General features: G+C 70.2%; 19 protein-coding genes. 12 read left to right on the top strand and 7 right to left on the bottom strand.

Annotated elements, in window-relative coordinates; all coding sequences use genetic code 11:
- Positions 1 to 224: 224 nt before the first annotated feature.
- Positions 225 to 830, bottom strand: coding sequence for a helix-turn-helix domain-containing protein (locus EOD42_RS07310; RefSeq protein WP_127786852.1), 606 nt, complete (start codon positions 828 to 830; stop codon positions 225 to 227).
- Positions 831 to 905: 75 nt separating this feature from the next.
- Here EOD42_RS07310 and EOD42_RS07305 point away from each other — a divergent pair, with 75 nt between their 5' ends.
- Genes EOD42_RS07305 through EOD42_RS07295 form a run of 3 tightly spaced genes read left to right on the top strand, consistent with a single transcriptional unit; the run spans position 906 to position 6,183 of the window.
- A complete protein-coding gene (locus tag EOD42_RS07305; protein ID WP_127786851.1) occupies positions 906 to 2,909 on the top strand; it encodes a hydantoinase/oxoprolinase family protein in 2,004 nt (667 codons plus the stop codon).
- 3 nt (positions 2,910 to 2,912) lie between these two features.
- Positions 2,913 to 4,565 carry a hydantoinase B/oxoprolinase family protein gene (locus EOD42_RS07300; RefSeq protein WP_127786850.1) on the top strand — a complete coding sequence of 551 codons (1,653 nt, stop codon included), beginning with the start codon at positions 2,913 to 2,915 and terminating at the stop codon, positions 4,563 to 4,565.
- A gap of 40 nt (positions 4,566 to 4,605) precedes the next feature.
- A complete protein-coding gene (locus EOD42_RS07295; RefSeq protein WP_127786849.1) occupies positions 4,606 to 6,183 on the top strand; it encodes an ABC transporter substrate-binding protein in 1,578 nt (525 codons plus the stop codon).
- Here the strand turns inward: EOD42_RS07295 and EOD42_RS07290 are convergent.
- From EOD42_RS07290 to pal, 4 genes are all read right to left on the bottom strand, one after another.
- Positions 6,170 to 7,750 (bottom strand): class I SAM-dependent methyltransferase, encoded by a 1,581-nt coding sequence (locus EOD42_RS07290; protein WP_127786848.1) that lies wholly within the window; start codon positions 7,748 to 7,750, stop codon positions 6,170 to 6,172. The genes EOD42_RS07295 and EOD42_RS07290 overlap by 14 nt on opposite strands.
- A gap of 97 nt (positions 7,751 to 7,847) precedes the next feature.
- On the bottom strand, positions 7,848 to 9,053 hold the full coding sequence (locus EOD42_RS07285) for an MFS transporter (protein ID WP_127786847.1): 1,206 nt from the start codon (positions 9,051 to 9,053) through the stop codon (positions 7,848 to 7,850).
- Between the two features lie 122 nt (positions 9,054 to 9,175).
- The gene (locus EOD42_RS07280) at positions 9,176 to 9,649 is read right to left on the bottom strand and encodes a tetratricopeptide repeat protein (protein WP_127786846.1); all 474 of its coding nucleotides are present in this window, start codon (positions 9,647 to 9,649) and stop codon (positions 9,176 to 9,178) included.
- 140 nt (positions 9,650 to 9,789) lie between these two features.
- Complete coding sequence (gene pal / locus EOD42_RS07275) at positions 9,790 to 10,272, bottom strand: peptidoglycan-associated lipoprotein Pal (protein ID WP_127786845.1); 483 nt, start codon at positions 10,270 to 10,272, stop codon at positions 9,790 to 9,792.
- Between the two features lie 343 nt (positions 10,273 to 10,615).
- Between pal and EOD42_RS07270 the strand changes: the two genes are divergently transcribed.
- From EOD42_RS07270 to EOD42_RS07245, 6 genes are all read left to right on the top strand, one after another.
- Positions 10,616 to 11,863, top strand: coding sequence for a class I SAM-dependent methyltransferase (locus tag EOD42_RS07270; protein WP_408902153.1), 1,248 nt, complete (start codon positions 10,616 to 10,618; stop codon positions 11,861 to 11,863).
- Positions 11,864 to 11,915: 52 nt separating this feature from the next.
- Entirely contained in the window at positions 11,916 to 12,218 is a 303-nt protein-coding gene (locus EOD42_RS07265) for a plasmid stabilization protein (protein ID WP_127786843.1), read from the top strand.
- 70 nt (positions 12,219 to 12,288) lie between these two features.
- The gene (locus EOD42_RS07260; RefSeq protein ID WP_127786842.1) at positions 12,289 to 13,143 is read left to right on the top strand and encodes a branched-chain amino acid aminotransferase; all 855 of its coding nucleotides are present in this window, start codon (positions 12,289 to 12,291) and stop codon (positions 13,141 to 13,143) included.
- The gene (locus EOD42_RS07255; RefSeq protein ID WP_240655031.1) at positions 13,140 to 13,820 is read left to right on the top strand and encodes an RluA family pseudouridine synthase; all 681 of its coding nucleotides are present in this window, start codon (positions 13,140 to 13,142) and stop codon (positions 13,818 to 13,820) included. Before EOD42_RS07260 ends, EOD42_RS07255 begins: the two co-directional genes overlap by 4 nt.
- Complete coding sequence (locus EOD42_RS07250) at positions 13,808 to 14,170, top strand: hypothetical protein (protein WP_127786841.1); 363 nt, start codon at positions 13,808 to 13,810, stop codon at positions 14,168 to 14,170. Before EOD42_RS07255 ends, EOD42_RS07250 begins: the two co-directional genes overlap by 13 nt.
- A gap of 34 nt (positions 14,171 to 14,204) precedes the next feature.
- A complete protein-coding gene (locus EOD42_RS07245) occupies positions 14,205 to 14,921 on the top strand; it encodes a sensor histidine kinase (protein WP_127786840.1) in 717 nt (238 codons plus the stop codon).
- A gap of 23 nt (positions 14,922 to 14,944) precedes the next feature.
- Here EOD42_RS07245 and EOD42_RS07240 read toward each other — a convergent pair whose 3' ends face one another.
- Positions 14,945 to 15,796: a dioxygenase family protein gene (locus tag EOD42_RS07240; RefSeq protein WP_164867819.1), complete on the bottom strand. Its 852-nt coding sequence runs from the start codon at positions 15,794 to 15,796 to the stop codon at positions 14,945 to 14,947.
- A gap of 93 nt (positions 15,797 to 15,889) precedes the next feature.
- Entirely contained in the window at positions 15,890 to 18,589 is a 2,700-nt protein-coding gene (gene secA, locus EOD42_RS07235; RefSeq protein ID WP_127786838.1) for a preprotein translocase subunit SecA, read from the bottom strand.
- A 328-nt stretch (positions 18,590 to 18,917) separates the two neighbouring features.
- Between secA and EOD42_RS07230 the strand changes: the two genes are divergently transcribed.
- The 3 genes from EOD42_RS07230 (at position 18,918) to EOD42_RS07220 (ending at position 23,013) form a co-directional block, all read left to right on the top strand.
- Positions 18,918 to 19,925 (top strand): peptidylprolyl isomerase, encoded by a 1,008-nt coding sequence (locus EOD42_RS07230; RefSeq protein ID WP_127786837.1) that lies wholly within the window; start codon positions 18,918 to 18,920, stop codon positions 19,923 to 19,925.
- 5 nt (positions 19,926 to 19,930) lie between these two features.
- Positions 19,931 to 21,166, top strand: coding sequence for a bifunctional glutamate N-acetyltransferase/amino-acid acetyltransferase ArgJ (gene argJ / locus EOD42_RS07225; protein WP_127786836.1), 1,236 nt, complete (start codon positions 19,931 to 19,933; stop codon positions 21,164 to 21,166).
- 251 nt (positions 21,167 to 21,417) lie between these two features.
- Positions 21,418 to 23,013 (top strand): PAS domain-containing sensor histidine kinase, encoded by a 1,596-nt coding sequence (locus tag EOD42_RS07220; protein WP_127786835.1) that lies wholly within the window; start codon positions 21,418 to 21,420, stop codon positions 23,011 to 23,013.
- The last annotated feature ends 2 nt before the right edge of the window (positions 23,014 to 23,015 follow it).

Genomic DNA, 23,015 nt, shown 5'->3' with positions numbered 1-23,015 from the left:
CTTGGAACCCGCCAGGAGCCTGTGGCCCCTGGACCCCCATGAGTTATCCGAAAGGTTGAGGAGGGGGCACCGAGTGTCCTTCCTGGCCCGACGAGCGCTACCCGCCCCCTCCTCAACCTTTCGGCTCCCGGTTTCCAAAGGCCTTTCGGCCTTTGGTGGGGGTATCGGGGGCAAAGCCCCTGATCGGGGTTCGGGGCAGCGCCCCGGAGAGCCACTTCCCCCGCTCAGTACAGCGGCGGCGTCACGGCCCAGACGACGACGCAGCGCAGCGGGCCGTTGTTCCAGAAGCGGTGCGGCAGGGTGGAGGCGAAGCGGAATGAGTCGCCGGCCTGCAGGGTGCTGGTGGTGCCGTCCACTTCCAGGCCGAGCACGCCCTCGATGACGGTGCCCGCATCCTCGCCCGCGTGGCTGTAGGGGGCCTCGCCGGTGGAGCCGCCGGGCTCGACCGTGATCAGCATCATCTCGATGCTGCCGTCACCTTCAGGGGCCAGCAATTCCTTGGTGATGCCCTTGGCCGAGAGGTCGAGCACGCGGCGCTGGGCGCGGCGCAGCACCCAGCCGGGGCCCTGGGCGGCGGCGCCCGCGTCGCTGAAGAACCAGCCGATCGGCACGGCGAAGATCTCGGCCAGCTTCTGCAGGGAGCGGATGGAGGGCGAGGATATCCCGCGCTCGATCTGGCTCAGCATGCCCACCGACAGGCCGCTGCGGGCAGAGAGTTCCTGCAGCGTCCAGTCGCGCCGCTGGCGCATGCCGCGCAGCCTGAGGCCCAGCACCGGGGTGGGGCTATCCGTGACGCTGTCCGGCACTTCCTCATTCATTGAAAAAATCACCGTGGTATTTTCAATTTGGTTGCACAAGGGCGATGGCGGCGTAAGCTACCCCCAGACAGTGCCGGAAAGCAAAACATGCGTGTTGGAATCGAGGTGGGCGGAACCTTCACTGACCTGGTCGCGGTCGATCAGGGAGAGGTGCGGGTCATCAAGGTGCCTTCCACCCCGCGCAGCCCGGATATCGGCGCCTTCAACGCGCTGGGGGCGGCCGGCATTCCGCCCGAGAGCGTGACCGATCTGGTGCATGGCTCCACGGTGGCGACCAACGCCATCCTGGAACGGCGTGGCGCCAACATCGCCTTCGTCGCCACCAAGGGCTTTCGCGACATCCTGTTCATGCAGCGGCACGACCGCCGCAGCATCTATGACCTGCACTACGCCAAGCCCGCGCCCCCGGTGCGCCGGCGCGACTGCTTCGAGGTGCCCGAGCGCATCGCCCCCGACGGCAGCGTGATCGCGCCGCTGGACGAGGCCGCCGTGACGCACGACCTGATCCCGGCTCTGGCTGCCGGCGGCTATCAGGCGGTCGCGATCTGCCTGCTCTCGGCCTATGCCTCCCCCGCGCATGAGATGCGGCTGAAGGAGATGATCGAGGCCGCCCTGCCCGGCCTGAAGGTCGCGGCCAGCCACGAGGTCGCCCCGGAATTCCGCGAGTTCGAGCGCGCCTCCACCACCGCGCTGTCGGCCTATGTGCAGCCGGTGATCGACGGCTATCTCGACCGGTTCGGCGCCACGCTGGCCGGGGCCGGCTTCACCGGCCATTTCAGCGTCATGCAGTCCAATGGCGGGCGGATGCCGGCCATCGCCATGCGCAAGAACGCCATCACCGCGCTGCTGTCGGGCCCCGCCGCCGGCGTGGTGGGTGCCATCCGCCAGGCCGCGCGCTCTGATCGCGGCAACCTCATCACCTTCGACATGGGCGGCACCTCCACCGACGTGGCGCTGGTGCAGGACGGCGAGGCGTCGCTGGCCGCCGAGACGGAAGTGGACGGGCTGCCCATCCGCACCCCGGTGCTCGATATCGTGACGGTGGGTGCCGGCGGCGGCAGCCTGGTCTGGATCGACGATGGCGGCATGCTGCGCGTGGGCCCCCGCAGCGCGGGCGCGGAGCCGGGCCCGGCCTGCTACGGCAAGGGCGGCACGCAGCCCACCGTGACCGACGCCCATGTGGTGCGCGGCACCATCCGCCCCGATGCCTTCCTGGGCGGCGGCATGAGCCTGGACGCGGCGGCCGCCCATCGCGCCTTCGAGGATGTGGCCAAACGCCTGGGCACGGATGTGCAGGGCGCTGCGGCAGCCGCCATCAGGCTCGCGGTCGCCAATATCGTGCGCGCCATCCAGCTCGTCTCGACCGAGCGTGGGCGCGACCCGCGCGACTACGCGCTTCTGCCCTTCGGCGGCGCGGGCCCGCTGCTGGCCGCCGAGATCGCCGAGGAGCTGGGCATCCGCGAGATCCTGGTGCCGCCCAACCCGGGCGTCATCTCGGCCCTCGGCCTGCTGTCGGCCGATTACGTGAAGCTGCGCGGCATCACCCGCCGGGTCGGCCTCGGCGACGAGACGCCCGCCATCATCGCCGCCGATTGCGCCCGTCTGCGGGAAGCGACCGAAAGCGAGTTCGCGGCCCTCGGCCTGACCGGCCCGCTGGAACACAGCCTGGAGCTCGACATGCGCTTCGTCGGGCAGGCCTTCGAGATTCCGGTCACGGTGGCCCCCGCCGAACTGCCGGGGCTGACGGCGGCGGACCTGGCGGAGCGTTTCGCCGCCGCCCACCAGCGCGTCTACCTGCATGGCGGCGAGCCGGGCCGCAAGGTCGAGCTGGTGGGGCTGCGCTTCGGCGTACGCCGCCGGCTGGACGCCCTGCCGGAGGTGAAGGAACGCGCCAGCGGGCTGTCGCGCCCGCCGAGCGCCGAGGTGATGGGGGTGCCCGCGAAGCTGGTCGATGCCGCGGGCCTCTCGGTGGGCGAGGCCGTCTCCGGCCCCGCGCTGATCGAGGGCTATTCCTCGACCACCTGGGTACCCCCGGGCTGGACCGGCGCGCGGGATGCCGCCGGCAACATGCTGCTGCGCAAGGAGGGCTGAACCATGACCCTGGACCCCGTCGAATATGCCATCCTCAGCCAATCCGTGATCGCGGCGGCGCGCGAGATGGGCGCGAAGCTCATCCGCTCCGCCTACTCCACCATCCTGCGTGAGGCGCGCGACGGCTCCGCCGCGCTGCTGGACGCCGATGGCGGCACCGTCGCCCAGGCGGAGCTGATCCCGATGCAACTCGGCAGCATCGGGCGCATCTTCCAGCCCTGTGCCGCGCTCTACCCGAAGGAGACGCTGGAGGAAGGCGACTTCCTGGTCATCAACGACCCCTATTCGGGCGGCCAGCACCTGCAGGACGTGTTCTTCTTCCACCCGATCTTCTTCGAGGGCGAGGTGATCGGCTTCGCGGCCTCCGTCGCGCATCACCTCGACCTCGGCGGCGGCAGCCCGGGGCTGAATGCCGGCGCGCGGGACCTCTATGCCGAAGGGCTGATCATCCCGCCCATGAAGGTGAACATCCACCGCGACTGGCATGGCGGCGGCTTCCAGCGGCTGCTGCGGGCCAATGTGCGCGTGCCCGCCCAGACCATGGGCGACTTCGACGCGCAGATCGCAGCCAACAACATCGGCGTGCTGCGCATCCAGGAACTGGCCGCGCGCTACGGCCGCGCCAAGGTCACGGCCACCATGGCCGCCCTGCAGGATTATTCCGAGCGCCGGATGCGCGCCGCCATCGCCGAGGTGCCGGACGGCACCTATCACGGCGAGGCCTTCCTCGATGACGACGGGCTGGGCAGCGGGCCGCTGCCGGTGCGCGCGGCGGTGACGATCGCGGGCGATTCCATCACCGTCGATTTCACCGGCACCGCGCCCCAGGTGGGCACCAACATCAACGCGCCCTTCGCCTCGGTCATCTCGGCCAGCGTCTCCTGCCTCAAGGCGGCGCTTACCAGCCCGGACATCCCGTTCAATGACGGCTCGCTGCGGCCCATCACGGTCACGGCGCCCAAGGGCACGCTGCTGAACCCGAACCACCCGGCCCCGGTGCGCGCGCGCATGCTGTCCTGTTCGCGCGCGTGGAACGCGGTGATGCAGGCCGTCTCCCAGGCGGCGCCCGAGAAGGTGATCGCCCAGGGCTATGACACCACCACCGCCTTCTGCCTCTCCTGGCTCGGGCCTGCCGGGTGGTCGGTCTATCTGGAGGTGTATGGCGGGGGCTACGGCGCGGGCATCGGCAATGACGGCTGCGACGCGGTCGATAACCCGCTCTCCAACTGCTCCAACACGCCGGTCGAGGCGATGGACCAGGATTTCAGCTTCTTCCGCGTCACCGACTACACGCTGCGCACCGACAGCGGCGGGGTGGGTGCCAGGCGCGGCGGCACGGGCTTCTCACGCAGCTATGAGATCCTGACCGAGGGGGCGCTGGTCTCCTACTACTCGGACCGTTTCACCGGCCATTCCTCGGGCATTTTCGGCGGCGGTCCCGGCGCCTCGGGCAAGTGCGAGGTGCTGCGCGACGGGCAGGTCATCAGCCTGACCAGCAAGGCGGCCTTCAACCTGCTGAAGGGCGATGTGGTCACCATCAGCCTGGGCGGCGGCGGCGGCTACGGCGCGCCCGCCGAACGCCCGGCGGCCCTGATCCAGCGCGATCTGGAAGACGGCGTGATCTCGAAGGAACTGGCCGAGGCCTGGGGGAAGTAGCCCCCGGCCGACACATCCCACCACCCAGGAGAGGTTGAGCATGAAGCGTAGAGACGTTCTGGCGACCGGTGCCGCAGCCTTCGCCGCCCCATCCCTGGGGCAGGCCCAGGCGAACCGGGTGTTCAGGTTCAAGCCCAACGCGGATGCCACCATCCTGGACCCGGTGTTCAGCACCGCCTTCTCCACCCGCTACCTGGCGCTGATGAGCTACGACACGCTCTATGGCCTGGACGACAACCTGAACCCGCACCCGCAGATGGCCGCCGGCCATGTGGTGGCCGATGAAGGCAGGCGCTGGACCATCACGCTGCGCGACGGCCTGCGCTTCCATGACGGCACGCCGGTGCTGGCCAGGGATTGCGTGGCCAGCATCCGCCGCTGGGGCCGGGTGGACGTGATGGGCCAGCTGCTGATGGCCGTGACGGACGAGATCTCCGCGCCCTCGGACAAGGAGATCGTGTTCCGGCTGAAGCGGCCCTTCCCGCTGCTGCCCAATGCGCTGGGCAAATCCACCAGCTACATCCCCGTCATCATGCCTGAGCGCCTGATCGCGGCCGACCCGACGAAGCAGGTGACCGAGGTGGTGGGCAGCGGCCCGTTCCGCTACCTGGCCAATGAACGCGTGAACGGCGCGCGTTCCGTCTGGGCGAAGTTCGACGGCTATGTCCCGCGCCCGGACGGCACGCCGCAATTCACCTCCGGCCCCAAGGTCGCGCATCTGGACCGCGTGGAATGGACCATCATCCCCGACGCGCCCACCGCCGCCGCCGCCGTGATCAGCGGCGAGATCGACTGGTATGAGGATGTGCTGCTCGACCTGGTGCCGCTGCTGCGGCGGGACCGCAACGTGGTGCTGGGCAGCTACAACCCGGCCGGCAACATGGGCATCCTGCGGCTGAACCACCTGCAGCCACCCTTCGACAAGCCGGCCATCCGCCGCGCCATCCTGGGCGCCATCGACCAGAGCGAGATCATGACCGCGGTCGCCGGCACCGACCGCAGCCTGTGGGACACGGGGGTGGGGGTGTTCTGCCCGAACTCACCCATGGCGAGCGACGCCGGCATGTCCGTGCTGACGGCGCCCCGCGACTACGCCAAGGTCCGGCAGGAGCTGGCGGCGGCCGGATACAACGGGGAGAAGATCGGTTTTCTCTCGGCCGCCAATTTCTACACCATGAGCCAGCAGGTGGATGTCGCGGCCGACCAGATGCGGCGCGCGGGCATGAATGTGGAGATCATCCCCGTCGATTTCGGCGTGTGGCTGCAGCGCCGCGCCAGCCGCGCCCCGCTCGACCAGGGCGGCTGGAGCTGCACCACCACCCTGCTGCCGGGCCTCGACCTGTGGGACCCGACCTCGCACCTGGCGCTGCGCGGCAACGGGCTCAGCGCCTGGCCCGGCTGGCCGACCAGCCCGCAGCTGGAAACCCTGCGTGACCATTGGGTGGAGGCGCCCGACCAGCCGGCCCGCCAGGCGCTCGCGCGGCAGATCCAGGAACAGGCCCTGCAGGACGTCGCCTATATCCCGACCGGGCGCTGGAAGGACCTGACGGCCTATCGGCGGAACGTGACCGGCATGCTGCAGGGCATGCCGCTGTTCTACAACCTTAGGAAAGGTTGAGCAGGCGCCGCAGCGCCCGGCGCCACAGGGGCAGTCGGGCGCCCTGTGACTGGGTGCCATGGGACTGGGCACCATGGGACTGGGCGGCCTCCGGCATCGGCTTCGCGTGCAGCCGGAACAGGCTGTAGGAAAGCGGGCGCCTGTCTTCCCCGCCATCCTGGTCCGGGCGCCGCCAGGTGGCACAGCGCAGCCGCAGGGGCCAGCTGCTGCTACCGCCCGCGGGGTGCTGCACGTCCAGGAAGCTGAGCTCGCCGCTCGGCATCACGCCGGTGCAGGCCACCGGCTGCCCGTCGAGCAGAACGGTAATCGCCTGTTCCCGCTCCTGGGGCTGGTTGTGCCAGAACTCGAAGCGCAGTGCGGCCACGGGGCCGGTAAAGCGCAGGTCCAGCCCCTGCTCCTCCACGATCGCCCAGACGGCGCCGTCGTCGAGGATGAGCCAGCCATCCTCCAGCGCGCCGGATGCCTGCACCTCGGAGGCGCTCAATTCGCCCACCGGAAGCGGCAGGGGCGCGGCGCCGGGCTGAACCGGCCAGGGCAGGGCGAGGTCCGGCACCGGCACGGCGGGGAAAACTTCCTCCGGCGGGCGCAGGGCCAGGCGCATCGCCTCCGCGATCTCGGCGGGCGGCACGAAGCCGCTGTCGCGGCGGCGGAACTCGCCCACGAATTCGGTCGGCGTCGTCTCCCGCCGGGCGAGCAGCCCCCGCTCCCACTCGGCCAGCGCGCCCAGGAAGACCCGGTCGTCCTCGCAGGTGAAAGGGTCCAAGCCGGGCCCGACGCGGTCGCTGGTGAATACCTCCATCACCGCGCCGCGCGTGACCAGACGCGCGGGCACGAAGCGCTCGGCCAGCAGGGGAAGCACCTCCTGCGCGCGAACGCCCTCGAAGCCCTCGATCGCGCAGTCCCAATCCTGAAAATGCGGCATCGGCCGGTGCCAGACATGGTCGTGGCGAAAGCGCTCCGGCAGGTGCTGCCACAGGGCACGGACCGCCGGCAGCACCTCCGGCCAGCGCATGTGCCCGTTGCGGCCCATCATGTCGCAGCTGACGAAACTGCCCTGCGGATGCAGCCCCTCGGCCAGATGCGCGTACAGCAGCTCCAGCTCCACGATATGGTGCAATACATGGTGCGCCATGATGGCGGCGGCGGGTGCCAGCGCCGGCAGCCCAGCGTTCAGGTCGTGCACGCGGGGCACGAAGCGGTCCGCATAGCCCGCAGCGGCGGCCGCCGCGCCCGCACGCTCGACGGAGATCGGCGACAGCTCCAGGCCGATGATCGTGAAGGGGGCGAAACCCAGCCGGTCGGCCGCGCGCAGCACCTCGATCTCCTCGGCGCCCGCGCCGCAGCCGATGCTGTAGACGGGCGCGGGGCCGACACGCTCCAGGGCCTCGTGAATCACGGTGGCATAGATCTCATGCACCAGCTGCACGCCGAACTGATGCTGCAGCGGCTTGAGAAGGCCCTCGATGTTCCGCCAGTCGGCGGCGGGGTTCGACAGGTGAAGCTTTTCCTGCCCGGCAAACACACGGATCTCGGAGGCGATTCGGCGTGACTGAATATCGGATGGCATCGCAGCTCCACGGCACGGACAGTTCTGATTGCAGTCCGTGCCGGAGCGTAACTTATCGGTTACGGAGCCGCCAGACAGGCAGCCTCGCACGCCATGCTCAAGCCGCCACGGCCGAGGGCGCGGGCGGCCGGCACAGCCAGTTCAGCACCGCGGCCAGCAGCCCCACCAGCACCATCACCGGCCAGAAGGCACTGAAATCACCCGCGACCTGCAGCAGCACGGCACCCGAGGCAGCGCCAAGGAAGCCGCCGATCTGGTGGCTGAAGAAGCACACGCCGTACAGCGCGCCCAGATCCGCCACGCCGAATCGCCGCGCGATCGCAGCCGAGGTCAGCGGCACCGTGCCCAGCCAGATGAAACCCATGGTAGCAGCGAACAGCATGGTCCCGAACTCGGTCGGCGGGGCCAGGGCGAAGGCACCCACCGCCACGGTGCGCGCCAGATAGATGATGCCAAGCGCCAGCTCCGGCCGCACCCGCCCGCTGAGCCAGCCGCAGAACCAGCTGCCGGGAATGTTGAACAGCCCGATCAGCATCAGCGCCGTCGCACCCAGCGCCGGCGGCAGGCCGCACAGCGCGATATGGGTGGGCAGATGGGTGGTGATGAAGGCGAGCTGAAAGCCGCAGGCGAAGAAGCCGCCGGTCAGCAGGGCGAAGTCGCGGTCAGCGAGCGCCCGGCGCGCCAGGGCCGGCAGCCCCGCGAGCCCAGCCCCCGGCTTGCGCCCGACAGGCGTGCGCCATTCGATGCCGCGCGCCAGCGGCACGATCAGCAGCGCGGAGACCGCCAAGGTGCCCAGGGCCCCCACCGCGCCCAGCATGCCGGCGGCGTTATAGACGACCGGCACCATGAAGGCCTGGCCGAGGGACCCGCCGGCGCTCGCCACGCCGATCATCTCGCCGCGCTTCTCGGGCGGCGCCAGGCGCCCGATGGCAGCAAGCGCCATGCCGGTGCCCGCGCAGGCCACGCCCAGCCCGCTGAACAAGCCGATGCCGACGATGACCATGGTGTTGGTGGGGAAAAGCGCCGGCAACCCGCAGCCCAGCAGGTAGAACACGCCGCCGAAGGCCATGACGCGGCCGGAGCCGTGCTTGTCGGCCAGCGAACCCGCCACCGGCTGGCCCAGGCCCCAGACCAGGTTGTGAAGCGCCACCGCCAGCCCGAAGGCCCAGGGGGCCACCCCCTGCTCCACGTTCAGCGGCATCATCAGCAGCCCGTAGGTCTGCCGGATACCCATGGCGAGGGAGGATGTGAGGGCAGCCGCGGCGATGGCGACCCACAGGATTCTTCTTGGACTGGCGTTCATGGCCGCCAGCAGACCGGGACAAAGCAGACCGGACCAGTGCGGAAAACGCCGCAACCGTCATGCGCGCGGCGCGGGACAGAGCCCGAGACGCGCGCAAGCCACATCAGTTCACCGGCAGTGGCTTACCGGCATTGGGCCCGGCCGCGCACGGCGTTCGCACGCTCCTGCAGGGGCCCGGGGATGTTGGGGTGGTTGCTGCGCAGGTCGTTCAGCGTGTCGCAGGCCTCGCGCCGGTGGCCCAGCTGCTGGAAGGCATTGGCCAGGCCGACCAGGGCCTCCGGCCCGCGCGGGGTGGCGCGGCCGCGGGTATAGGCCTCGTTATAGGCGATGGCCGCGTTGCCGAAGTCCCGCTTGCCGATCAGGGCATCGCCCAGCAGCATCTGCGCATTCACGGTGGAAGAAGCGGCGGCGCGGTTGCCGATGACCTCACGGGCCGCGGCCTCGGCGGCGGCATAGTCGCGACGGCCGAGCGCGGCCTGCCCATCGGCAAGCGCGCGCGCGGGCGGGCGGGCGGCGGGCGCCTCGGCGGCCGGCGGCGCGGCCGCCGGGGGGGCGGGGGGGGGGGGCAGCGCCCAGGGACGAACCGCCCCGGGCACGCATCTGTTCCAGCTCCTGCCGAAGCTGCAGGAGCTGGTTCTGGAGGTAGATGCCTTCGCGCGAATCCACCTGAGCCTGGGCGACGGGTGACAGCGCCAGCGACGCCGCCAGTGCTAGGGCGGAAACGCGCAGCAGCATCTTAGCGGACCACCGTCACGGCGCGGCGGTTCTGGGCCCAGGAGCCTTCGTCGGAACCCAGGGCTTCCGGACGATCCTTGCCGTAGCTGATCACCTGGATGCGGGTGGAAGCGACGCCAGAGGCCACCAGCACGTCACGCGCGCTGTTGGCGCGGCGCTGGCCGAGGGCCAGGTTGTACTCACGCGTGCCGCGCTCGTCGGCATGGCCTTCCATGGTCACCTGCACGGAGGAGTACTGGGCCAGCCAGCGGGCCTGGCGCTCCAGCACGGGGCGCTGGTCGGCGGCGACGGTGCTGCGGTCGGTCTCGAAGAAGATGCGGTCACCGACATTGGCGCGCAGGTCTTCCTGGCTGCCCGGACGGATGCTCGAAGCCGTCGGGCCACCGGCGCCGCCGCCGCCGGTCGCGGCGGTCTCGGGGTCGGAGGAGCAGGCGACGAGCAGGGAGGCGGCGGCGAGGGCCGTCAGCAGCTTGGAAGCGGACATGGGGATCTCCATCGGTCTGACATGAGCGCGAAACCTCCATGGCTCCGCGCCCGAAACAAAATCATGCAGCGCAGCACCGCTACCGCTGCCGCATGGCGCAATCAAGGCAAAGCCCTGTCACCATTTGCAACTCTGATTTGCGCAGGGCGGTTGCGCTGCCGGAAAATTTTTTCGTCCCTCGTTTCGCAGCCATGGGGGCGTAACGATTCACGCATTTCAGCCTGGACAGATCACGAATTGCGCCCAACTGTTACCCGTTAGCCATTCAGCAATGTCTCCGGGCCGCAGGTGCCGGCGAGGCACGCGGCCCGCCGATGGATCAGTCCGGACGGAGCTTCATATGCTGCAAACCCTCATCAGGAGCGTGCTCGGAAACTTCACCCGCCAGGGAAGGCTGAACCTGCGCCTGCCCGACGGCACCACCGTGGCGCTCGGCCCGCCCGGAGAGGCCGGGTCGGCCCCTGTCGCGGGCATGCACCTCAAGACCGCCAACGCCATCAGGCGGCTGGTGCTGGACCCTGCCATGGCCTTCGGCGAGCTGTACATGGACGGCGAGATCGAGCCGCTGGACTGCAGCATCCATGACCTGCTGAGGCTGCTCACGCTCAACCAGGCCATCGCGGGGGACCCGGGCCTCGGGCGCTGGCTGGACCGGCTGCGCCGCCTCGCGCGCCGGTCGGTTCAACTGAACCCCGCCGGGCGGTCGAAGCGCAACGTGGCCCATCACTACGACCTGAACGGCCAGCTCTATGCGTTCATCCTCGACGAGGACCGCCAGTATTCCTGCGCCTATTTCCGCACGGGCCGAGAGACGCTGGAGGAAGCCCAGCGCGACAAGAAGCGCCACATCGCGGCCAAGCTGCGGCTGGACCGGCCGGGGCTCGAGGTGCTGGACATCGGCTGCGGGTGGGGCGGCATGGCGCTGACCCTGGCGCGCGATCACGGCGCGCGCGTCACGGGCGTCACGCTGTCGGAGGAACAGCTGGCCCATGCCCGCGCCCGCGCGCAGGCCGAGGGACTGCAGGACCGCGTGCGGTTCGAGCTGATGGACTATCGCGCCTGGGACCGGCCGGTGGACCGCGTCGTGTCGGTCGGCATGGTCGAGCATGTCGGCATCAACCATTTCGCGACCTATTTCGGCACCATCGCCCGCCACCTGAAGGAGGACGGGGTGGCGCTGGTGCATGGGATCGGTCGTTCCGACGGGCCCGGCACCACCAACCCCTGGATGCAGAAATACATCTTCCCCGGCGGCTATTCCCCTGCCCTGTCCGAGGTCGTGCCGGCGGTGGAGAAGGCCGGACTGTGGGTGACCGACATCGAGGTGCTGCGCCTGCACTATGCCCGCACCCTGGCCGAATGGCGCGCCCGCTTCCTGCTGCACCGGGAGGAGATCAAGGCGCTCTATGACGAGCGCTTCTGCCGGATGTTCGAGATGTACCTCTCGGGCAGCGAATTCGCCTTCCGGCATGGCGGCCACATGGTGTGGCAGGTGCAGCTGGCGCGCCGCGTCGATGCCCTGCCGCTGACCCGCGACTACATGCTGGAGGAGGAGCGCGCGGCCCAGTCGCTGGTCACCACGCGCGCGTGACGGCCAACCCGGCGCCGCCGGGGGCGTTTCCTGCCATGGAAGGAGACGCCCCATGCCCCGTGGCGACAAATCCAGCTACACCGACAAGCAGAAGCGCAAGGCGGCGCATATCGAACAATCCTATCGGGAGCGCGGCCTCAGCGAGGATGAGGCAGAGGCGCGCGCCTGGGCCACCGTGAACAAGGACAGCGGCGGCGGCAACAAGTCCGGCTCCGGCCGGGGCGTGCCGGATACCAGCGCCTCGGCGAGGCGGGGCGGAAAGGCAGCGGCGGCCCGCCCGGCCTCCGCCCGATCCGCCAGCGCCCGCAAGGCGGCTGCGACGCGCCGGCGGAATGCAGCGCTCAAGACCGGCTGAACAGCGCTCTCTTTCCCCGCCGCCCGCCCCGTGGCAGACATGCCGGCCTTGAGATGAGGGGAGAGCCAGCATGGCCGGCGTGTTCTGGTACAACGGCGCATGGACCACCGAGGAGCCCAAGATCCTGGGCCCCATGGACCATGCCTTCTGGCTCGGCTCCTCCGTGTTCGACGGCGCGCGCGGCATCCGCGGCTACGCCCCCGACCTCGACCTGCACTGCGCCCGCGTCATCCGCTCGGCCAAGGCGATGCTGATGGCGCCCAAGATCTCGGCCGCCGAGATCGAGGCGCTGTGCAAGGAAGGCATCCGTCGCATGGGCCCGGAGGCAGAGCTGTATGTGCGGCCGATGTTCTTCATCCGCCGGGGCCTCGGTGCCTCCCAGCCCGATCCGGACAGCACGGACTTCATCCTGTCCATCTACGACGCGCCGCTGCCGGGCTTCGGCGGCTTCTCGGCCATGCTGGCCCCGTTCCGGCGCTCCGCGCAGGATATGGCGCCGACCGACGCCAAGGCATCCTGCCTGTATCCGAACGGTGCCCGCGCCGCGACCTGGGCGCGCCAGCACGGTGCCGACAACGCCGTGCTGCTGGACCCGTCGGGCAATGTGGCGGAGCTCGCCTCGGCCAATATCTGGTTCGCCAAGGACGGTGTGGCCGTGACGCCGGTGGAGAACTTCACCTTCCTGGCCGGCATCACCCGCAAGCGCATCATCGGCCTGCTGCAATCGGCCGGCGTCCCGGTCGAGGTGCGCGCGGTGAAGCCAGAGGAGCTGGACACGGCGGACGAGGTGTTCTCGACCGGCAATTTCGGCAAGGTGCAGCCCTGCATCCGCTACAATGGCCGCGACCTGCCCACCGGCCCGATCGCGACCAAGGCGCGGGAGCTGTATTTCCACTGGATGGAACAGGGGCAACGCCTGTTTTGAACAGTGCGCGGCGGGGCCCTCTGCCGGACTGGCTGGCAGCCACGATCCTGCATGAGAGCCCGGCCGCCTATGTGCTGAACAAGCCGGCGGGCCTGCCGGTGCATCCGGGCCCGCGCGGCGGCCCCTCGCTGGAGGATTGGCTGCCCGCGTTGCAGAACGGCCGGCGCCACCTGCCCCGCCCCGTCCACCGGCTGGACACGGACACCGCCGGCTGCCTGGTGCTGGGGCGCACGAAACCCGGCATCGCGGCCCTCGCCCAGGCCTTCGAGAAGCATCTGGCCCGCAAGACCTATTGGGCGGTGCTGCGGGGCGATGTGGCGGGCGATGCCGGCACGATCGATGCCCCCCTGCTGAAGCGCAGCAGCGCCGCCGATGGCTGGCGCATGGTGGTGGACGCCAAGGGCCAGCCCGCCGTGACCGACTGGCGCGTGCTGGGCCGCGCGCCGGGCCTGAGCTGGCTGGAATTCCACCCCCGCACCGGCCGCACGCACCAGATCCGCGTGCACGCCGCCCATCTGGGCCATCCCATCCTGGGCGATGCCCGCTATGGCGGCGGCGAGGGCGTGCTGCACCTGCTGGCCCGCGCCATTGCCCTGCCCGGCCCGGAGGGCGAGATCGCCGCCACCGCCCCGGTGCCCGCCCATATGGAAAAGGCGATCCGCGCATGTGGTGGCTGATCCCGCTGCTGCTGGCGGCCGGCCCTGCCCAGGCCCAGCGCCCGCGCTGTGACTACGGCAGCGGGCTGGCCGGGCTGCGCACGGCCGCGCAGGAATTCTCCCGCCCGCTGCAGGGCCTGCTGGAGGGGCGCGAGCGCGGCCTGGCCATCGCGGGCACGCTGCGCGCCTCCCAGGGCATCTTCACCGGCTGCGGCTGCCCGCGCCTGGCGGAGCTGACGGGCGAGACGATCGGCCAGGCGGAACGCGCGGGCACTGAGCCCAGTGCCGCCGCCGTCGGCCGCGCCTTCGAGCTTGGGCGCTTCCGCCTGGGGCTGGCGCAGGAGGCGGCGGACCGCAACGGCTGCCGTTAACCAGGGCTTCAGGCGAAGCGTTCAGGCTGCGGCCATGTTGCCCCTGACGACCTTTTGGCTGCTGACCCTGCCCGGCCTCGCCCTGGGGGCGGCCGCCGGCTGGCTGCTGGCGCGCCGCGGCAGGCCGCCGGCGGGCAACCAGCAGCGCGCGCTGCGCCATGCCGCCACCGAATCCCTGTCCATCGGCCTCGCGCTGCGCGGCCGGCAGGCGCCCGAATGCCAGGCGCTGGCCATGCAGCTGCTGGAGATGTCCGACTATCTGGAGGATGTGCTGGCCGCCGAGGAAAGCCGCCGCCGCATCCATGAGGAACGGGTGGAGCTGCTGCCCCTGCTGGAGGAAGCGGTGACGGTGGCCAGCGCCCAGCTGGGGGCAGCCGCGCGGCGCTGCCGGGTGGACCGCGCGCTGGAGGGCGTGGCCCTGACCGCGGACCGCCGCGCCCTGCGCGGCGCGGTGGTGCAGGTGCTGGTGCGGGCCGCGCGGCTTTCGGAATCGCAGCAGGTGATCGACATCCGCTTCGCGCGGCTGGGCGGCATGGCCGCCATCATCATCGAGGATGAGGGCGTGGCGCTGCCCGAGGGCGACCTGCGGCAGCAGGGCATGCCGGGTTCCCGCGGGCTGGGCTTCGGCATGGGGCTGGCGCGGTCCTTGCTGGCGGCGCTGGGCGGCGACCTGGTGTTCGAGACGGCACCGGGCATCGGCAGCCGCGCCTGGCTGACCCTGCCGGAGGAAAGGCTTCTGGCGCGCGCCTAGGGCACGCCCGCAGCCGGGTGGCCTCAGGCCCTGGGCAGGCGGAACTCGTATTCCATCACCAGATGGTCGCTCTGCCCCGCCCTGCGGCGTGCCTGCAGGTCACAGACCAGGCTGGCCTTCACGCCGAACACCGCGTCGTCGTGCAGATGCGCGTCGCCATCGGCGAACAGATGCGTCACCAGGTCCCGGTATCCCGGCGCCTTCAGCCAGAAATGCACATGCGCGGGCCGCATCGGGCTGCGGCCCATGGAGGCCAGGACCCGCCCCATCGGCCCGTCATGCGGCACCGGATAGCTGGAGGGATTGATGGTCCAGCACTGCACCAGCCCATCGGCGCCGGTGGTGAAGCGGCCGCGCATCAGGTGCTGCTCGCCGTCGCCTATCTGGCTGTCGTAGCCGCCGGCGCCATCGGCGTGCCAGATGTCGACCTGGGCGCCCTCGATGGGCCGCCCCCCGGCGTCCGCCACCGTCACGCGCAGTTCCAGCGTCTCCCCCGCCATGTCCGGCGACAGGTTGTCGCCGTTCTTGAGCAGCGGCGGATTCTCCCGGTGGAAGGGGCCGAGCACGGTCGTCTCGGTGACATCGGCGTGGCCGGCATGGGCGATCGCGTCCACCAGCATCGTCACGCCCGTCACGTCCGACAGCATGATCCACTCATTGCGCTTGTCGTCGCAGAACCGGCCCATCTCCACGAGGAAGGCGATGGCGCGCTCCCATTCCTCGGGCTTCAGCCGCACCTCCTGCACGAAGGCATGCGCGTGGCTGAGGAGGGAGCGCATGATTTCCGCCAGGCGCGGGTCGGTCTCGGGCCCGATGCGGTCCAGCACCGCCCGGCTCAGATTGTCCTGTGAGTAGGAGACATGGTTGTCGGGCATGACGTCACCTCCGGGCATGGGCGCCATGCGGGGGGACGCTGCCGCCTTCTGGGCGGCGAGCCTAGGCCCCGGCCGAAGCCGGGGCAATCGACATCACACGGGGCGGCCGTGGCAGTGCTTGAACTTCTTGCCCGACCCGCAGGGGCAGGCCGCGTTGCGCGGCGTCTCGGCCCAGGTGCTGGGGTCGTTCGGGTCCACCGCCACGCGCGGGGAGGCAAGCTCCGTCGCGCCGCCATATTCCTCGATCGCGCCGTCCGGTGCCGGGTGGCGCATGTCCGTTACCTGAATGGGCTCGGGCATCGGCAGCGGGTCCTGCGGGCGCAGTTCCAGGCGCAGCATCAGCGAGGTGACGCGGCCGCGCAGCTCCTCCAGCATGCCGTTGAACAGCGCGAAGGCCTCGCGCTTGTACTCGTTCAGCGGGTCACGCTGGCCATAGGCGCGCAGGCCGATGCCCTGGCGCAGATGGTCCAGCGCCAGCAGATGTTCCTTCCACACCTGGTCGAACAGCTGCAGCAGCAGGCTCTTCTCGACCATGCGCATGGTCTCGGGGCCGATCTCGGCGGCCTTGGCGGCGGCCATGCGGTCCGCGGTGTCGCGGATCCGCTCCAGGATCATGTCGTCGTCGATGCCCTCTTCCTGGCCCATGGCGGCGACGGCCAGGTCCAGGCCCAGCACGTTGCGCACCTGGTCCTCCAGGCCCACCAGGTCCCACTGCTCGGGATAGGTGTTCTCGGGGATATGGCGGCGGACCATGTCCTCGATCGTCTCGTGGCGCATCTCGACGATGATCTCGGAGAGGTCGTTGCTCTCCATGAACAGGCGGCGCTGCGCGTACACTTCGCGGCGCTGGTCGTTCATCACGTCGTCGTATTTCAGGACGTTCTTGCGCATGTCGAAGTTGCGCGCCTCGACCTTCTTCTGCGCACGCTCCAGCGCCTTGTTGATCCAGGTATGGGTGATCGCCTCGCCTTCCTTCAGGCCCAGCTTCTGCAGCACGCCGCCCATGCGGTCGCTGCCGAAGATGCGCATCAGGTCGTCTTCGAGGGAGAGGAAGAAGCGGCTGGCGCCGGGGTCGCCCTGGCGGCCGGAGCGGCCGCGCAGCTGGTTGTCGATGCGCCGGCTCTCATGCCGCTCGGTGCCGATGACGAACAGGCCGCCGGCCTGCTTCACCTGCTCACGCAGCACGGCCACCTCGGCCTCATGGCGGGCCAGGGCCGCCTCATAGGCCTCGCCCTCGGTCTCGCCGGTTTCCTGGCGGGCCAGCATCTCGGGGTTGCCGCCCAGTTTGATGTCGGTGCCGCGGCCGGCCATGTTGGTGGCGATGGTGATGGCGCCCGGGCGGCCGGCCTGGGTGATGATCTCGGCTTCCTGCTCGTGATAGCGCGCGTTCAGCACCGCATGCGGCACGCGCTTCTGCTTCAGCAGGGCGGAGAGAACCTCGCTCTTCTCGATGCTGGTGGTGCCGACCAGGGTGGGCTGGCCGCGCTCGCTGGCCTCGGCCACCAGGTTGATCACGGCGAGGTATTTCTCCTCCTCCGTGCGGTACACCTCGTCGTCCTGGTCCAGGCGCGCGACGGGCACGTTGGTCGGGATCTCGACCACTTCCAGCTTGTAGATCTCGGCGAACTCATCGGCCTCGGTGGCCGCCGTGCCGGTCATGCCGGCCAGCTTGGGGTACAGGCGGAAGTAGTTCTGGAAGGTGATGCTGGCCAGCGTCTGGTTCTCAGGCTGGACGGTCACGTCTTCCTTGGCTTCCAGCGCCTGGTGCAGGCCATCCGAATACCGGCGGCCTTCCATCATGCGGCCGGTGAACTCGTCGATGATGACGATCTTGTCGTCGCGCACCACGTACTCGACATCGCGCTTGAACAGGGTGTGCGCGCGCAGGGACTGGTTCACATGGTGCACCAGCGTCACGTTCTGCGTGTCGTACAGCCCGCCCTCGGTCAGGATGCCCGCGGCCTCCAGCATGGCCTCGATGTTCTCGCCGCCCTTCTCCGTCATGGTGACGGTGCGCTGCTTCTCGTCCTTCTCGTAATGCTCGGGGTCCTTCACGAACTCCGCCATCACGGCATCGACGCGGCGATACAGCTCCGAAGTATCGTCGGTGGGGCCCGAGATGATGAGCGGCGTGCGCGCCTCGTCGATCAGGATGCTGTCCACCTCGTCGACGATGGCATAGGCGAAGGGCCGCTGGACCATCTCGTCCAGCCGGTACTTCATGTTGTCGCGCAGGTAGTCGAAGCCGAATTCGTTGTTGGTGCCGTAGGTGATGTCGCAGGCATAGGCATCGCGGCGCTGCTCATCGGTCAGGCCATGCACGATGATGCCCGTGGTCAGCCCCAGGAAGCCATAGAGCTTGGCCATCCACTCCGCGTCGCGGCGGGCCAGGTAGTCGTTGACGGTGACGACATGCACGCCCTTGCCCGGCAGCGCATTGAGGTAGACGGCCAGGGTGGCCACCAGCGTCTTGCCCTCGCCGGTCTTCATCTCGGCGATCTTGCCCTCATGCAGGACCATGCCGCCGATCATCTGCACGTCGAAGTGGCGCATGCCCAGCGCGCGCTTCGCACCCTCCCGCACCACGGCGAAGGCCTCGGCTACCAGGTCGTCCAGCTCGGTGCCGCTGGCCAGGCGGTCGCGGAACTCGCTGGTCTTGGCCCGCAGCGCGTCGTCGGTGAGTGCCGCCATCTGCGATTCCAACGCCGCGATCTTCGGCAGAAGGGCCTGGTGGCGCTTCAGCGAGCGGTCATTGGCGGAACCGAACAGGGCACGGGCAAGACGGGCGAACATGCGTATTTACACTCCTGGCGGGGCCGCGCCCCGTGGCACCACGGCGCGGGCAGGCGCCAGGGCGGCATTGATAGCAGCATCGACATAGGGCCCGCCCCGCACAGGGTCAACGCGAGGGGCAGGCAATCCCCTGCCGAACGGCGCGGGGGCTGCCGGGTTTCAGGGCATTGTCACGGGGGCGGAAATGGTGCGGATATGCAACACCCGCAAGGCGCGCCGTTACACGCATACGCCGCGAAACCTGCCGTTGCCGTGTGACACCGCCCCCCGATTGTGGCGCGGGCCGGATTCCTTCATCTTCGGCCACCCCTCTCCTCGGAGCTTCCCGATGCGCCGTATCGCGCTGCTTGCCGCTACCTTCCTGGCCGGGGCTCCGGCCTTCGCCCAAGCTCCGCCGCCGGTCGCGGCCCCGCCGGGCGCGCGCCCGGCTGCCCCCTCGGCCGCCCCCTCGGCCGCCCCCTCGGCCGCGGCCCCCGCAGCGCCCGCAGCCGCCGGCACCCCGGCCGCCGCCGAGGACCCGGTCCTGGCCCGCGTCGAGGGCGAGGCCATCAAGCTGTCCGACGTGCTGGCCGCCGCCGGCGACGTGCTGCCGCCCGAGCTGCGCAATGTCCCGCCCGAGGCCCTGGCCTCCATGCTGCCGCCCGAAGCCATGCGCCAGCTGGTGGAACGCACCATCACCGACCGGGCGCTCGGCATCGCCGCCCGCCGCGCCGGGCTGCAGAACGACCCCGAGCTGCGCGCCCGCCTGGCCCGGCTGGAGCAGCAGGAGCTGACCCAGGCGCTGCTGCGCCGCGAGGTGCTGCCCCGCGTGACCGATGAGGCCGTGCGCGCGCGCTTCGACCGCGACTTCGCCAACCGCCCGGCCGAGGAAGAGGTGCGCGCCCGCCACATCCTGGTGCCGACCGAGGCCGAGGCCCGCGCGGCGCTGGCCGACATCCAGCGCGGCCAGGATTTCGACGAGGTGGGTCGCCGCTTCGCGCAGGGCACCGGCACGCGTGAGTCGGGCGAGCTCGGCTGGTTCAAGCGCGGCGACATGGTGCCTGAGTTCAGCGCCGCCGCCTTCGGCATGCAGCCCGGCCAGGTCAGCGCCCAGCCGGTGCGCACCCAGTTCGGCTGGCACGTGATCAAGGTGGATGAGCGCCGCAGCAGCCAGGGCCCGTCCTTCGACGATTCGAAGGAGGAGATCCGCCAGCGCCTGCTTCAGGAGGAGGTGCAGGCCGCCGTCGAGCGCATCCGCGGCACCGTCAACATCGAACGCGTGACGCCCCCCGCCGCCCCCGGCGGCCTGATGCAGGGTGCCCAGCCCCCTGCCGCCCCTGCTCCCGCCCGGAGGTAATAGCCATGGCCGGCAAGATCCCCGTCTCTCCCCTCGCCCTTCCGATGCCGGCGCTGCCGGCCATCGCGGGCGTCACCCTCGGCATCGTCGCGGCGGGCATCCGCTACAAGGGCCGTGCGGACCTGACCATGATGGAATTCCCCGCCGGCACCACGGCCGCGGGCGTGTTCACCAAGAACCTGTGCCCGGGCGCGCCCGTCGAGTGGTGCCGCGAGGTGCTGAAGGGCGGCAAGGCCCGCGGCCTGGTGGTGAATGCCGGCAACGCCAATGTCTTCACCGGCAAGGCCGGGCGCGAGGCCACCAAGGCGACCGCCGAGGCAGCGGCCAAGCTGCTGGGCTGCAAGGCCCGCGAAATCTTCCTGGCCAGCACCGGCGTGATCGGCGAGACCCTGCCGCATGAGCGCCTGACCGCCGCCCTGCCCGGCCTGCACACCAGCCTGACGGACACCGCCTGGGCCGATGCCGCGCGCGGCATCATGACCACCGACACCTTCCCCAAGGCCAGCACCCGCACGGCGCTGATCGGGGATGCCGTGGTCACCATCAACGGCATCGCCAAGGGCAGCGGCATGATCGCGCCGGACATGGCGACCATGCTCTCCTTCATCGCGACCGACGCGAAGATCCCGGCGCCGGTGCTGCAGAAGCTGCTGACCAAGGCCGTGAACCCCAGCTTCAACTGCGTCACGGTCGACAGCGACACCTCGACCAGCGACACCGTGATGCTGTTCGCGACCGGGAAGGCCAAGCACGCCCGCGTGCCGGCCGAAGGTGGGCCGATGCTGAAGGACTTCGCCCGCGCCCTGAACGAGGTGTGCATGGAGCTGGCCCTGATGGTGGCCCGCGACGGCGAGGGTGCGCAGAAGCTGGTGCGCATCGACGTGACGGGGGCGGTCAGCGCCAGGTCCGCCCATCGCATCGCGATGGCCATCGCCAACTCCCCGCTCGTGAAGACCGCCATCGCCGGCGAGGACGCGAATTGGGGCCGCATCGTGATGGCCGTGGGCAAGGCCGGCGAGCCCGCCGACCGCGACAAGCTCTCGGTCGCCGTGGGCGGCACCTGGATGGCCAAGGACGGCGGCGTGGTGCCGGGCTATGACGAAACCCCGGTGGTGGCCCACATGAAGGGCCGCGAGGTCGAGATCACGGTCGATATCGGCCTGGGCAAGGGCAAGGCCACGGCGTGGACCTGCGACCTGACGCACGGCTACATCGACATCAACGGGTCCTATCGGTCCTGATACTGCGCGGGCGGGCGCTTCGATGCGCCTGCCCGCTCCCCCCGACAAGACCATCGCCACGCCTGGGCCGCTTCGCGTCGCCACAACAACATGGGTTAACTTTGGGGCGGTTTATTCATTCCATAGAATGATTTAATCTTACAGACGTTTGATTTGATATGGTTCCGGCCGCTGGTGATTCTATCTCTGCCGTAATAGATATGAGGGACGGGCTTCGTTAAGGTGCGAAGCCTCCCCAGCGAGCGGAGACGATGACGACGGCCGAGGAAGCGGGCGATAGCCCGGAGCTGCGAGCGGCACTTGCCGCCAGCGAGGCCCGCCTGCGGCGGGTGCAGCGCATCGGCCTCGTCGGCGGCTTCGAGATCGAGCTCGACAGCGGCCTCAATCACCGCTCGGGCGAGTATATGGCGCTGCATGGCGCCTCGGCCGCGCCCGTGGTCGAACGGCATCAGGATTGGGTCGCGCGCCTGCACCCTGAGGACCGCGAGAGCGCCGAGCGCGTCTTTCTGCAGGCCATCTCGCTCGAATCAGGCGTCACCGAATACGCCCAGGAATACCGCGTGGTGACGCCCACCGGCGATGTGCGCTGGATCTCGGCCCGCGCCGAGATCGAGCGCGCCCCCGACGGCCGCGCGGTGCGTGTGGTCGGCGCCCATGTGGACGTGACCCGCCAGAAGGAGATCGAGGCCGCGCTGGCCACCAGCCGCGCCGAACTGCAGAACCAGCTCGCGCAGCTCGACCTGGCCTCCGTCATGGTGCGCGACATGCAGGGGCGCATCACCTTCTGGTCTCAGGGGTGCGAACGCCTGCTGGGCTGGACCGCCGCCGAGGCGGTGGGCCGCATCGCCTGGGAATTGCTGGCGACCATTTTCCCCAAGCCCTTCGACGACATCCAGCGGATCCTGCTGCGGGACGGCGAATGGTCGGGTGACCTGATCAGCCGCCACCGCGACCGCCGCGCCCTGGTGCTGGCCACCCGCAAGGTGCTGCATCGCGCCCCCGACGGTGAGCCGCTGGCGGTCATGGAAACCTTCGACGACGTGACCGCCCTGCGTGAGACGCAGGCGGAGCTGCAGGCGCTGAACCACAGCCTGGAACAGCGCGTGGCCGAGGAAGTGGCCCGCCGCGAGGCGATGCAGGCCCGCACCGCCCATGCCGACCGCATGCAGGCGCTGGGCCAGCTGGCCGGCGGCATGGCGCATGACATGCGCAACATCCTGCAGATGGTCAAAAGCGCCTCCGCCCTGATCGGTGACGTGGTGGACGAGCCGGACCAGGTGATGGCGCTGCTGGATGCGCTGAATGTGGCGGTGGAGCGCGGCGACGCGGTCGCCAGCCGCCTGCTGGCCTTCGCCCGCCGCTCGGACCTCAGCGCCGCCGCGATCGACGCGGCGGAATTGCTGGACGACCTGCGCATCGTGCTGGAGCGCACGCTGGGCCGTGCCTATGCCTGCGATGTGGCGGTGGAACCCGGCCTGCCGCGCCTGATGGCCGACCGGCGCCAGCTGGAAGCCGCGCTGGTCAACTTGGCCGTCAATGCGCGCGACGCGATGCCCGAGGGCGGCGTGGTCCGGCTCTCGGCCGCGCTGGACGAAGCGCCGGAGGGCGGTGATCTGAAGCCCGGCCGCTATGTGCGGCTGGAGGTGACGGATAACGGCACCGGCATGGACGAGGCGACCCTGGCCCGCGTGCTGGAACCCTTCTTCACCACCAAGCCCGCCGAGCAGGGCACCGGGCTCGGCCTGCCGATGGCCAAGGGCTTTGCCGAGCAGTCCGGCGGTGGGCTGGCCCTGCGCAGCGCGCCCGGCCTCGGCACCACCGTCATGCTCTGGCTGCCCGTGGCCTGAAG

This window comes from Rhodovarius crocodyli, assembly GCF_004005855.1.
Lineage (GTDB): Bacteria > Pseudomonadota > Alphaproteobacteria > Acetobacterales > Acetobacteraceae > Rhodovarius > Rhodovarius crocodyli.
This window is presented reverse-complemented; position numbering and strand designations above follow the sequence as displayed.